Here is a 13,132-nt window from a genome sequence, read left to right as displayed (position 1 = left end):
GGGGTAAGATGATTATTAGTAATCTAAGAACCAACCATGTGGTAAATCCGCTGGGATTTGAATTTGATCGATTAAGTCTTTCATGGGTAACCGAGTCAGGAGTAAGTCCATCGATTTATCAGTCAGCGGCTAGAGTGGAAATTGCTGCGGATTCTGACTTTAAAACCATTTTTTTTGATAGTGGGAAGAATGTGGAAATTGATAGTTTAGCCTATTATCCTGATATTACACTAAAACCTCGAACTCGTTATTATTGGCAGGTAACTGTCTGGGGCGACGCCGGGGATGTGGTAACGAGTGAAACCGCTTGGTTTGAAACGGCGAAAATGAATGAGCTTTGGAAAGGTAAGTGGATTTCTCCTGAATTGGATAAGGAAATCCATCCATTGATTCGTAAAAACTTCACCTTGCCGGAAAACTTTCAATCTGCTAGAGCGTATCTCTGTGGAGTAGGGTTATATGATGTAGAAATCAATGGTAAAAGGGTTGGAGATGAATACTTTGCGCCAGGTTATAATGCGTATGATTTCTGGCTTCAATATCAAACCTATGATGTGACGGACCTATTAAGATGCGGGGAAAATACCATTGGTTTTATGCTAGGCAATGGCTGGTATAAAGGCCGTTTTGGGTTTGACGGTGGTTATCATGAGTTATATGGCAGTGAATTTGCTTGTATTGGTGAGATTGTTATTACACTCAACGATGGTTCAACGACGGTTATTGCTACCGATGAAAATTGGAAATGTGCACCGGCACCAATCACATTCAGCGGCATTTATGATGGTGAGATCTACGATGCAAATCTAGAAAGTAAAAACTGGACGCTGCCTGAATTTGATGACAGCACATGGACTGGGGTTAGGCGGACAGAAATTAAAACAGAAAGCTTTTCAGCCAGAAGAAATTTACCTGTTAAAATTATGGAAATTAGAAAACCAATTGCGCTCCTGCAGACACCTGCTGGAGAGGCAGTTCTTGACTTTGGTCAAGTAATGACCGGCTGGGTTCGATTTAAAACGAATGCATCAAAAGGAACAAGATTGCAGCTTCAATACGGGGAAATCCTTCAAAACCAGAACTTTTATCGCGAAAATTTACGCGAAGCAAAAGCAGAATATGTTTATATTTCTGACGGAAGCGAAAGAGAAGTACAGCCTCATTTCACCTACTATGGCTTTCGGTATGTCAAGCTTACTGGTTTTGAAGGAGATATCGATTTAGATCAGTTTACAGGCTGCGTGATTTACAGTGAGATTGAACAAACAGGAGAAATTGAAACTTCAAATCCGCTGGTAAATCGCTTATTCCTAAATGCTGTCTGGGGACAAAAAGGGAATTTTCTCGATGTACCTACAGATTGTCCGCAGCGTGATGAACGGATGGGGTGGACTGGTGATGCACAAGTATTTGCGCCTACTGCCTGCTTCAACATGTATTCACCTACTTTTTACCAAAAATATATGTTTGACTTGCATGAAGAACAGAAAAGATTAAGCGGTTCCGTTCCTTTCACTGTACCTGTCGTAAAACCAAAGGATGGAAATGGGTTTATTTCGGGCAGCGGTTCAAGTGCTTGGGGTGACGCCGCTACGGTTATTCCGTGGATATTATACACGTATTACGGAGACAAAGAGCTTCTTCGTCAGCAGTTTGATTCGATGAAGGACTGGGTTGATTATATTAAGAAAGTGGATGATGAATCTGGCGCAAAAGGATTGTGGCAAGTTGGGTTCCATTTTGGCGATTGGCTTGCATTAGATGGAAAAGATCCGCAAAGTCCTATGGGGGGAACAGATTCTTATTATATTGCTTCGGCATATTACTGTTATTCCGCACAGCTAGTAGCGAAAGCAGCCAAGGTCTTAGGAAACAATGAACTGGCTGAACAATATGGCGTGCTGGCGAATGAAGTGAAAGAAGCGATCAGAAAGGAATATTTTACGCCAAATGGGAGGAGTGCAATTAACACCCAAACAGCCATGATTGTCGCTCTTTATATGGACCTAGTCCCAGAGAGTTTCCGTCCAAGGTTAATGGGAGATCTAAAAGCGAAGCTTCGAGACGATAAAATGCATCTGAATACAGGATTTGTTGGGACACCATATTTCTGTCATGTGCTATCTGAAAATGGAGCCAATGAAGATGCGTATACGTTATTGTTGAATGATGATTTTCCAAGTTGGTTATATGCGGTCAAGCTTGGGGCGACAACGATCTGGGAGCGCTGGAATTCAGTACTTCCTGATGGAAGTATCAGCGGAACAGGAATGAACTCCTTAAATCACTATGCATATGGTTCGATTGCAGAATGGATGTACCGTCACATGTGTGGCATCAATCCGGTGGAAGAGGCTCCAGGATTTAGAAAGTTTAAGCTTTGTCCAAAACCATATGGAAAACTAACTTATGCAAAAGCAAAATTTTCATCGCCTTCAGGATGTATTGAAAGCGCCTGGGAATTGAAAGAAGATGGTTCATTAACCTTTACCTTTATCGTACCATTCAATACAACTGCTGAAGTCGTACTGCCTGATGCTTTAATAGAGAATGTAAAGGTAAACGGTGAATTACTGGCTAATAATGGTTTAAAAATGAAGCAGGAAACTCATGATGTTCAATGTGAACTTTCTGCAGGCCGTTATGTGTTTCAGTATCTGCCGACTAAATCTTATATACTGACTTACAGCACAAACAGTAGTTTAAGAGAGCTTTTAGACAATGAAGAAACAAAAGAAATGGTTGAAAATGATTTGCCGGAAATCGTTAATAGCCCGATAGTTAAGAATGGTGAATTCATCGAAAGGTCATTGGAGGAATTAATAAAGTTCCCGATGTTCACTCCATTAGCATCTTCGGAAAAACTAGAGCAGTTAAATAAAAAATTAGTCCTTGTCCGCCAATAGTTGAAGATATTAATAATCAGGAGGAATTTTGAATGAAGAGAGATTTGAAACAATTAATTGATAAAATGACAATTGAAGAAAAAGCCAGTCTTTGCTCCGGGCTAAACTTCTGGCAGCTTAAAGGAATTGAGAGATTGGGAATTCCATCCATCATGGTGACAGATGGTCCGCATGGTCTGCGTAAGCAGCAGCAAAGTGCAGATCACCTGGGCATATATGATAGTGTCCCGGCAACCTGTTTCCCTTCCGCTGTTGGACTTGCAAGTACATGGAATCGTTCCCTTATTAATAAGGTTGGTGCTGCCTTGGGTGAAGAGTGTCAGGCTGAGGACGTGGCCGTCCTGCTTGGACCGGGAGCGAATATTAAACGTTCACCATTGTGCGGCAGAAACTTTGAATATTTTTCCGAGGATCCCTATCTTTCTTCGGAATTAGCCGCTCACCACATTAGTGGTGTCCAAAGCCAGGGTGTAGGTACTTCTCTTAAACATTTTGCGGCTAATAATCAGGAACATCGACGTATGTCTGTCGATGCAATTGTAGATGAAAGGACGTTAAGAGAAATCTATCTTGCTAGCTTTGAAAATGCGGTTAAGAAGGCTGAACCATGGACGGTCATGTGTTCTTACAACAAAGTTAACGGAGAATACGCTTCAGAAAATAAAACATTATTAACGGATATTTTAAAGGATGAATGGGGCTTTGATGGGTTTGTGGTTTCAGACTGGGGTGCAGTCAATGAGCGGGCAAAGGGATTAGAAGCCGGATTAGATTTAGAAATGCCTTCAAGTAATGGTTTAGGTGATAGAAAAATTGTTGAATCGGTAAAGAACGGTCAACTTTCGGAACAAACCCTGGACAAAACTGTTGAGAGATTATTAAAAATTATCTTTAAGGCAGTAGATAACAAAAAAGAAAACGCAGTTTATGATAAAGAGAAACACCACCAGCTTGCTAGAGAAGTAGCAAGAGAAAGTATGGTGTTACTGAAAAATGATGACCGCATTCTTCCATTAAGAAAGGAAGGAACGATTGCCGTTATCGGTGAGTTTGGTGTAAACCCAAGATATCAGGGCGGCGGAAGTTCCCATATCAAGCCGACAAAGCTGGATAATATCTGTGAGGAAATAGAAAAGAGTGCAGGAAAGGCCAACGTTGTCTATGCAAAGGGATATCATTTAAAAAGCGATCTTACAGATGATCAATTAATTTCAGAAGCAAAGGAAAAAGCCGTTCAAGCGGATATAGCTGTTTTATTTGTTGGTCTTCCGGATCGTTATGAATCGGAAGGTTATGACAGAGAGCATTTAAGAATTCCTGACAATCATCGCATTCTTATTGAAGCGGTAGCGGAGGTACAGCCTAATATTGTGGTCGTCCTTAGCAATGGTGCACCAATTGAAATGCCTTGGCTTGGTAAAGTAAAGGGTCTCCTTGAAGGATATTTGGGAGGTCAGGCGTTAGGAGGAGCAATCGCTGATTTATTATTCGGAGATGAGAATCCAAGTGGAAAGTTGGCTGAAACATTCCCGAAGGAACTTCGTCATAATCCTTCCTATCTTAACTTCCCTGGAGAAGGGGACAAGGTAGAATATAAGGAAGGGATTTTTGTAGGGTACCGCTATTACGATGCCAAAGCAATTGAACCGTTATTTCCATTCGGCTATGGTCTATGTTACACAAGCTTTGAATATTCCAATCTAGTAATTAATAAAGAAGCCATTTTAGATAATGAAACAGTTGAAGTGACAGTTGCAGTTAAAAATATAGGAGAAAGGGCCGGTAAGGAAATTGTTCAGCTCTATGTTCGTGATGTCGAAAGTATGGTGATTCGGCCTGAGAAAGAACTAAAAGGCTTTGTAAAGGTTGATTTGCAGCCAGGAGAAGTGAAAGAAGTAACCTTTACGCTGGATAAAAGAGCGTTTGCTTATTACAATGTGGACCTAAAAGATTGGCATGTTGAGAGTGGTTTGTTCGAGGTGCTTATAGGTAAGTCTTCAGCTGAAATTATTTTAAAAGGCACTATAGAAGTAAACTCAACTGTTACAGTTAACAAAAAGGTCCACCGAAATACCACTATAGGTGACTTGTTGGCTGATCCAATCCTTGCTCCAATCGTCCAAGAAATACTTGCCAAGGCAAATGAAGAAAGCCCATTTGCTAATATGGCGGAAGACTCAGATGCTTTTGAAATGTTCCAAGCGATGATGAGATTTATGCCTTTACGTGCCATGGCTGCATTCAATCCAGAAAAATTAACTGAAGATATGCTTAATAGTCTTATCAGACAGCTTAATGAGACATTAGACAATGCTTCAGAGGCTCAAACTCTTAAAAACTAGAAATCAGTAAAGTAATTATTAATTCATTGCAGTCAAGTTATTTTATCCATATAAAAAACTTAGTTTGGTGGATACCGAACTAAGTTTTTTTATTTTACGCTTTTATTTCGTTTTCCATTGGTGTGAATACTACACATGATTTCCTCTCAATAAGTTCTGTATCCACAAATAATTTAATTTTATCAGTGTCATTATTTTCAATCTGTTTAATTAATTTTTCAACTGCAAGTAAGGCAATCCTGTCTTTTTTAACATGGATTGTCGTTAATTCAGGCGTTATCACCTGGGATTCGAAAATGTTATCAAAGCCAATCACGGATACATCATCCGGAACTTTAATGCCTAATTCAGTAAGCGACTTTATCACGCTAATGGCCATATAATCAGCTTCACAAAATAAGGCTGAAGGTAATTGGTTTAACCGGTTTTTGATTTTCTCTTTAAATACATCCTGAGATGAAATCACTGTCGGGGATACTGAAAAGAAATTGGTTTCATCAATTGTCAAACCATTTTCACTAAGTGCCTGTATAAAGCCTTTTTTTCTCATGTCAAAATTATACATCCTTGTATTTGACCCTACATAACCAATTTGCTCATGTCCTAACTCCATTAAATATTGTCCTGCCTGGTAAGCACCATATACGTTGTTCATGACGACAAAGCTTACGTCCAACGTTTCAAAACAGGTATCCAAAACAACCATATTAGGCTGTACACTTGCAACTAGATTAATTTGCTCTGGTGTTAAGTTTGTACCTAGCAATAATATACCTGCAGACCTTTGTTCTTGTTCTAGCCGGGTTATTTCATCCTGGAGGTTCTCTATGCTGATTGAGGAAACCATAAGTGAATATCCGCTGGTACCGATTTGTTTGTCCAGATTATGGATTAAATCGGTGAAAAAAGGAAGAGATTCATATTGCTCTGTTACAATACCTGCATTCGTGATTGCCACAAATCTCAATAATTTAGTATTTGGCTGAAAAAATTGATCAGCTTTAATGATGGGGCGTGGAATATATCCATGTTCCTGAGCGATTCGCAAGACCTTCTCGCGTGTTTTTTGGCTTACACCATTTTTTCCATTCAACGCAAGAGAAACAGCGGATTTCGAAACATTAGCTAATTTTGCAATATCATCTATTTTCATAAATGGATTAACACCTGCCTAAGAGATAAAAAGATCATTTTGTTAGTTAAACTTTTTGTTTATTTTATTATAGCATATAACAAGTTATTTTAGTTTTAGTTTAGTCGTTTTTTAGTTATTGTTTAGATAAAAGGTGATCTTTTGTGAATTAGATAAAGGATAATTAGTATTTTTTTATAGAAATACCTATAAAAACACTAAAAATTATATAAATAAACAGGTAAAAAACTAAAATATTTTATAAAATTAATTGACTGATAATTTATTAGTTGCTATTATTGGTTCAAGGGTTTAGAGGTAAACTAAAATTTTTAGTTTTTAAAACAATATTTATGTATGCGTTTTATTATTTGATGTATCAATTTATATTTTGAAAATTGCTTGGGAGGCACAGAAAAATGAAAAAATTAAGGCTTGGATTTGCTCCAACAAGAAGATTTGTATTTAGTAAGGAAGATGCTTTAAAGTTCAAACAATTAATTAGAGAAAAAATAGAGAGCTTTGGCTTAGGCCTTGAAATTGTTGATTTGGAAGGGATCAGTGAAGAAGGGCTGCTTCATGAACGTTTAGAAGAACCAGCGATTATTAAGCGATTTAGAGATGCGGAAGTAGATGCATTATTTTTCCCTCACTGTAACTTTGGTACTGAAGATATCGTTGCCCGTGTTGCCAAGGCCATGGGGAAACCGGTACTGCTTTGGGGCCCGCGAGACGAAGCTCCATTGGAAGATGGGATGCGTCTTCGTGATACACAATGCGGAATTTTTGCAACAGGTAAAGTTCTGAGAAGATTTAATGTCAAATTTACATATATCACCAACAGTGCTGTTGATAGTCCTGTGTTTGAACGTGGATTTAAGAACTTCATTGCTGCAGCGAATGTGGTAAAGCAGTTTAATAATCTACGAATCTTGCAAATTTCAACTAGACCATCTGATTTTTGGTCAGTTATCTGCAATGAAGGCGAATTATTGGAGACATTTGGAATCCAGATTCACCCGATTACGCTTGAAGAGTTGAAGAAAGTAACGTTGAAAATCGAAAAGTCTGATAGTCCAGAATTAGATGAGGCAATGGGCTATATCAAGGAAAAGCTCGACTGGAGTGGAGTTACAGAACAGGATGTTCGACGGATCGCTTCCTTAAAAGTGGCAATGAAACAACTGGCTGCCGATACAAGAAGTACAGCGATTGCGATTCAATGCTGGTCAACCTTACAGGATATTATTGGCATCATGCCATGTCTAGCCAATGCAATTCTGACAGACGAACAGATCCCGGTCACTTGTGAAACAGACATACATGGAGCGATTACCTCTATTATGGTTCAAGCGGCAACAATGAATACTCAGCCAACTTTCTTTGCTGATATTACCGTACGTCATCCTGAAAATCCGAATGGCGAATTATTATTCCACTGTGGAAATTTCCCAGTATCGTTAAGTGTCGAAGAAAAGCCAAAGTTAAATAAACACTTCTTATTTGATGATCATTCTCCTGGCACACATGAAGGGGAAATTAAGGGTGGAGAAATGACGCTTGCTCGTTTTGATGGAGATCATGGTGAATATTCGATCTTCCTTGGAAAAGCAAAAGGCATCGAAGGGCCATTTACGAGAGGATCGTATGTATGGGTAGAAGTAAATGACTGGCCATTATGGGAAGAAAAGCTGGTAAAAGGTCCTTATATTCACCATTCAGTAGGTGTCCATGCCAATGTAATTCCAGCCCTGTTCGAGGCATGCGAATATATCCCAGGGTTGAATCCTGATCCAGTAGATCCAACTGTAGATGAAATCAGAGCATGGCTTCGAGGCAGTGATCTTAATAGATAAAGCGGGGAGGTAAGAAGAATGAATAAAATTGAATTTTTAAAACGGAAAGCAACAGAAATTCGAATGGAATTGCTAAAAATGATTTATGAAGCGGGTACGGGTCATACAGGCGGCTCTCTATCCAACACCGATATCTTAACGGTCCTTTACTATCATATTATGAATGTTGATTCAAAAAATCCGAAATGGGAAGATCGTGATCGTTATGTCCAAAGTAAAGGGCATGCGGTTGAGTCGTACTGGGCGATTTTAGCAGACAAGGGATTTTTTCCGAAAGAAGAATTAAAGACATTCTCGCAATTTAATACTAGATTAATTGGCCACCCGAATAATAAAGTCCCTGGTGTGGAAATGAATACAGGTTCCTTAGGACATGGGCTGCCGATCTCTGTTGGCATGGCCCTGGCTGCCAAAATGGATGGAAAATCCTATCGCGTCTTTACCTTAATGGGAGACGGCGAACAGGCAGAGGGATCAGTTTGGGAAGGGGCTATGGCCGCTTCACATTACAAGCTCGATAATTTAGTAGCCATCATTGATCGCAATAGATTACAAATCACAGGAAGTACAGAAGATGTTATGTCCCTTGAACCATTCGGGGATAAGTGGAGAGCGTTTGGCTGGGAAGTTGTTGAGATTGATGGAAATGACATCGAGCAATTGGTGAATGTGTTGGAGGGAGCTCCAAAAGTTACTGGAAAACCAACTCTCATTGTTGCCAATACAGTCAAGGGAAAGGGAATTTCATTTGCTGAAAATGTTGCAAAATGGCATCATCATGTACCGAGTAAGGAAGATTATGCATTAGCAATCGAAGAACTTACTAAGCAATTGGAGGTGCTACAATGAGTATCGCTGCTCTAAATAGTACAAAAGGAAATAAGATTGCCAATCGTCAAGTGATCAGTGAGGTTTTACTAGACTTAGCGAAAGAAAATAAAGATATTTTAGTCTTAACTAGTGATTCAAGAGGATCGGCATCACTTGTGAATTTTGGCAAGGATTTACCAGATCAAATTGTTGAGGTTGGGATTGCAGAACAAAACCTCGTCGGGGTTGCTTCAGGCTTGGCTGCTTCTGGTAAAAAACCATTTGTTGCCTCACCTGCTTGTTTTTTAAGCATGAGAAGTATTGAACAAATTAAGGTAGATGTCGCGTATTCCAATACTAATGTTAAATTAATCGGCATAAGCGGCGGCGTTAGTTATGGAGCACTTGGTATGTCTCACCATTCTTTGCAGGATCTTGCCGTAACCCGTGTGATTCCTGGTCTGGATGTAATGATGCCTGCAGATCGTCATGAGGCGAAGAAAATGATCGAAGCATTAGTTGAGTATGATCGACCGGTCTATCTTCGTATTGGCCGCAATCCTGTAGAAGATTCATATGTTTCTGAAGACTATGATTTCCAAATCGGTAAAGCTGTTACGATGAAAGATGGCACAGATATTACGATTATTGCAACAGGGGAGACAGTCAGAATCGCTTTGGATTCCGCGGAGGCACTTCAAACGGAAGGCATTGATTGTAGAGTCATTAATATGCATACAATCAAACCGTTAGATAAAGAAGCTATTTTGAAAGCTGCTGAGGAAACAGGAAAAATTATCACAATTGAAGAGCATAGTATTTATGGCGGTTTAGGTTCAGCTGTAGCTGAAGTTGTTTCACAAAGTCATCCGGTTCCTGTTAAGATTATTGGCCTTCCAGACGAACCTGCTATAGCTGGAAAAACAGCTGAAGTATTCGAGTACTACGGATTAAGTGTTGATAATGTCAAGAAGGCTGCAACGCAAATGGTGAATATAGGATGAGGTGTTCCTAATGTCTCACGAGCAATATATCCTTGGAATTGATCAAAGCACGTCAGGAACAAAAGTTTTGCTTGTTAATTCAAAGGGGCAAATCATTCACAAATGTTCTGCAAGTCATACGCAGCACTATCCTCAAACAGGATGGGTAGAGCATGATCCGGTTGAAATCTATGATAATGTTACAACTCTTTTAACAGAGGTGGTTCAAACCACTTCTGTTTCAGAAGATAAGTTGGCTGTATTGGCGATAACGAATCAAAGAGAGACCGTAGTAGTTTGGGATAAAGAAACTGGAATTCCGGTTTACAATGCCATCGTTTGGCAATGCCGAAGAACATCAGATATGTGCGAAGAGCTGAAAGAACAAGGATATGAAACTCTTATACAATCAAAAACCGGATTAAAGGCAGATCCATATTTTTCTGCATCCAAGGTAAAATGGATCTTGGATCATGTAGAGGGCGTTAAAGATAGAGCAAGAGAAGGAAAGCTACTATTAGGAACGATTGATAGCTGGCTCATTTGGAAATTAACCAGCGGAAAGGTTCATGCGACAGATTATTCCAATGCAAGCAGGACGCTTCTTTTTAACATCCATACCCTTCAGTGGGATGATGAGTTGTTAAACATATTTGACATCCCAAGGGAAATGCTTCCTGAAGTAAAAGATTCTAATGATCTATTTGGTATAACGGAGGATCCATCTCTTCCATTTTCACAACTTCCTATCTCGGGTGTAATTGGAGATTCGCAAGGTGCATTATTTGGACAGAAATGTTTTGAGCCTGGAATGGCGAAAGCAACATATGGAACAGGTACTTCTATTCTTATGCAAACTGGAGAAATGGTAGATGGTACCAATGGTTTAGTCACTTCGATTGCATGGGGAATGAATGGAAAAGTGAGCTATGCGCTGGAAGGGATAATTAATAGTACCGGTGATACGATAAAATGGCTAAAGGAGCAGCTTGAATTAATTGATGAAATTGGTGAGGCAGAGCAGTTAGCGAGTTCGATTTCAGATAATCAAGGTGTCTATCTTGTACCAGCTTTTGTAGGTTTGGGAGCTCCATATTGGAAACCTTTCACTCGTGCTGCCATTATGGGAATAAGCCGAAATACGGGGAAACCTCACATTGTACGTGCGGCCTTGGAAAGTATCGCTTATCAGGTTAAGGATGTTATTGAACTGATGCAATCCGAATCGAATATTCAAATAAAGAACGTAAAAGTGGATGGTGGAGCAACAAGCAATCGTTTCTTAATGCAATACCAAGCTGATATGTTGGATATCAATGTGATCGCTTCAGAAGTGGCTGAATTATCTTCGATGGGTTCCGTTTATTTAGCTGGTTTAGGTGTAGGAATTTGGAAATCGACAGACGAAATAAATCAACTAAATCAGGAACACGAATTGTATAAACCTCTAATGACTAGTGATGTCAGAGATAAATATTATCAAGGATGGAAACAGTCGGTAAATGGTATTTTAGTATGTTAATATGCAGATCTGTTTCTAGTATCAGAACTAACTATTTATTTCATTTAAAAAAGGAGAAAAAATGGATAGACTAAAAATCTCAGAAAATAGAAGATTTTTTACGCATCAGGACGGGAAACCATTTATCTGGTTGGCAGATACGAATTGGACAATCGCACATAGATTAAAATGGGACGATGCAGAATATTTGATGCAAAAGCGAAAATCACAAGGATTTACTGTATTACAGATTGTAGCACTCGACCCGGAGCAGGACAAGGAAATGAGAAATCCTGCCGGAGAAAAGGCTCTATTAAATGATAATTTGAACACTTCGAATGAAAAATATTTTGAGTATTTGGACTGGATAATAGACAAAGCAGAAGAATATGGATTTTATGTACTTTTACTTCCTGTATGGGGAGAACTTGTAGTAGGTCATAACTGGATGGGTGAGTTTTCAGAAAAAATTGTTACTAAAGATAATGCCTTTCAATACGGAAAATGGATTGGTAATCGCTATAAAGATAGAACCAATATCATTTGGTGTTTAGGCGGAGACAGGCAGCCCATTCATCTAGGGGTAGATTACAAGGATGTTTGGCGCAATATGGCGGAAGGGCTTGCAAAAGGGGTTCTAGATAAGGAACTTTCATATAACGTTAAAGATACTGATTGGCAGCAGCTTTTGATAACTTATCATGCATGCCATGAAGCAGAGACAGGGGAATGCTCAACCATGTCCTATTGGACTGATGATGAGGCATGGATTTCATTTATTATGATTCAATCTGGTCATGGGTTAACACCTAAAAACTATGAATTGGTGGAAAATGATTACAATAGAAAACATCCGATGCCTGTTTTTGATGGTGAACCCGCATATGAACATATGCCGACATCATGGCCAATCGGAACTGATTTCCACGATGGATGGATGGTGAGGAAACGTGCTTATTGGAGTTTATTTGCAGGGTCCTTTGGTCATACATATGGACATCCATCCGTGTGTTGGATGATTTCAGAAAAGGAAAGAGACAGTTTCAGAAAGTATTCTTGGTTTGAAGCTTTAGACCAACCTGGCGCATGGCAGATGAAGATCCTGCGTGATTTTTTGGAATCTAGAGATTTGAGTCAGTGTGTTCCGTGTCAGGAATTACTAATTGAACAGAATGATAAGATGGAAGATGTTATCGATGAACACATACAAGCCTGTGTAGAAAAGGAAGGGAAATTTGCTTGTCTATACTTCCCATCAGGTGGCCAAGAAACTATAGATTTAAGTAGATTGAATATAGATCAACTACAAATTTGGTGGTTTAATCCCAGAGATGGACAATGCTATAAACAGGAGAATGTGATAACAGATAAAGCAATCAGTTTAGATGTTGAAAAGCGAGGCGTTTTAAAAATAATTACGCCTACTTGTGGATCTGAGCAGGATTGGGTATGTGTGATAGAGAACAGAAATAATCGCTCAACAATTCCTGGCACAGCAAAAAATTATGGAGAAATGCCTATACCGCCTGAAATCAAGAAAACTTTTATGTGGTGATTTAAATTAGACCAAATATGGAACACTTAAATCATTGTTCAAAAAAT

At 39.2% G+C, this 13,132-nt stretch carries 8 protein-coding genes; 7 read left to right on the top strand and 1 reads right to left on the bottom strand.

Translation table 11 applies throughout. From position 1 onward, the window contains the following. The first annotated feature begins 8 nt into the window (after nucleotides 1-8). Nucleotides 9-2,906, top strand: a complete 2,898-nt coding sequence (locus tag ACZ9EE_RS09075) for a family 78 glycoside hydrolase catalytic domain (RefSeq protein WP_476026367.1) — start codon at nucleotides 9-11, stop codon at nucleotides 2,904-2,906. 32 nt (nucleotides 2,907-2,938) lie between these two features. After that, nucleotides 2,939-5,248 (top strand): glycoside hydrolase family 3 C-terminal domain-containing protein, encoded by a 2,310-nt coding sequence (locus tag ACZ9EE_RS09070; RefSeq protein ID WP_476026365.1) that lies wholly within the window; start codon nucleotides 2,939-2,941, stop codon nucleotides 5,246-5,248. A 94-nt stretch (nucleotides 5,249-5,342) separates the two neighbouring features. Here ACZ9EE_RS09070 and ACZ9EE_RS09065 read toward each other — a convergent pair whose 3' ends face one another. After that, the gene (locus tag ACZ9EE_RS09065; protein ID WP_476026363.1) at nucleotides 5,343-6,401 is read right to left on the bottom strand and encodes a LacI family DNA-binding transcriptional regulator; all 1,059 of its coding nucleotides are present in this window, start codon (nucleotides 6,399-6,401) and stop codon (nucleotides 5,343-5,345) included. A 398-nt stretch (nucleotides 6,402-6,799) separates the two neighbouring features. On the opposite strand from ACZ9EE_RS09065, the gene ACZ9EE_RS09060 reads away from it, so the two are divergent. The 5 genes from ACZ9EE_RS09060 to ACZ9EE_RS09040 all read left to right on the top strand — a co-directional run bounded on the left by ACZ9EE_RS09060 (nucleotide 6,800) and on the right by ACZ9EE_RS09040 (nucleotide 13,085). Next, nucleotides 6,800-8,236: an L-fucose/L-arabinose isomerase family protein gene (locus ACZ9EE_RS09060; protein ID WP_476026360.1), complete on the top strand. Its 1,437-nt coding sequence runs from the start codon at nucleotides 6,800-6,802 to the stop codon at nucleotides 8,234-8,236. An 18-nt stretch (nucleotides 8,237-8,254) separates the two neighbouring features. Continuing rightward, nucleotides 8,255-9,085, top strand: a complete 831-nt coding sequence (locus tag ACZ9EE_RS09055) for a transketolase (protein ID WP_476026358.1) — start codon at nucleotides 8,255-8,257, stop codon at nucleotides 9,083-9,085. After that, a complete protein-coding gene (locus tag ACZ9EE_RS09050; RefSeq protein WP_476026357.1) occupies nucleotides 9,082-10,050 on the top strand; it encodes a transketolase family protein in 969 nt (322 codons plus the stop codon). The genes ACZ9EE_RS09055 and ACZ9EE_RS09050 overlap by 4 nt, the downstream gene beginning before the upstream one ends. Before the next feature lie 10 nt (nucleotides 10,051-10,060). After that, the gene (glpK, locus tag ACZ9EE_RS09045; RefSeq protein WP_476026356.1) at nucleotides 10,061-11,551 is read left to right on the top strand and encodes a glycerol kinase GlpK; all 1,491 of its coding nucleotides are present in this window, start codon (nucleotides 10,061-10,063) and stop codon (nucleotides 11,549-11,551) included. Between the two features lie 61 nt (nucleotides 11,552-11,612). Then, complete coding sequence (locus tag ACZ9EE_RS09040) at nucleotides 11,613-13,085, top strand: glycoside hydrolase family 140 protein (protein WP_476026354.1); 1,473 nt, start codon at nucleotides 11,613-11,615, stop codon at nucleotides 13,083-13,085. Nucleotides 13,086-13,132: the final 47 nt, after the last annotated feature.

It is taken from the genome of Bacillus sp. URHA0034, assembly GCF_056280405.1.
The sequence above is the reverse complement of the archived record's forward strand: the minus strand, read 5'-3'. Positions and strand labels throughout refer to the sequence as shown.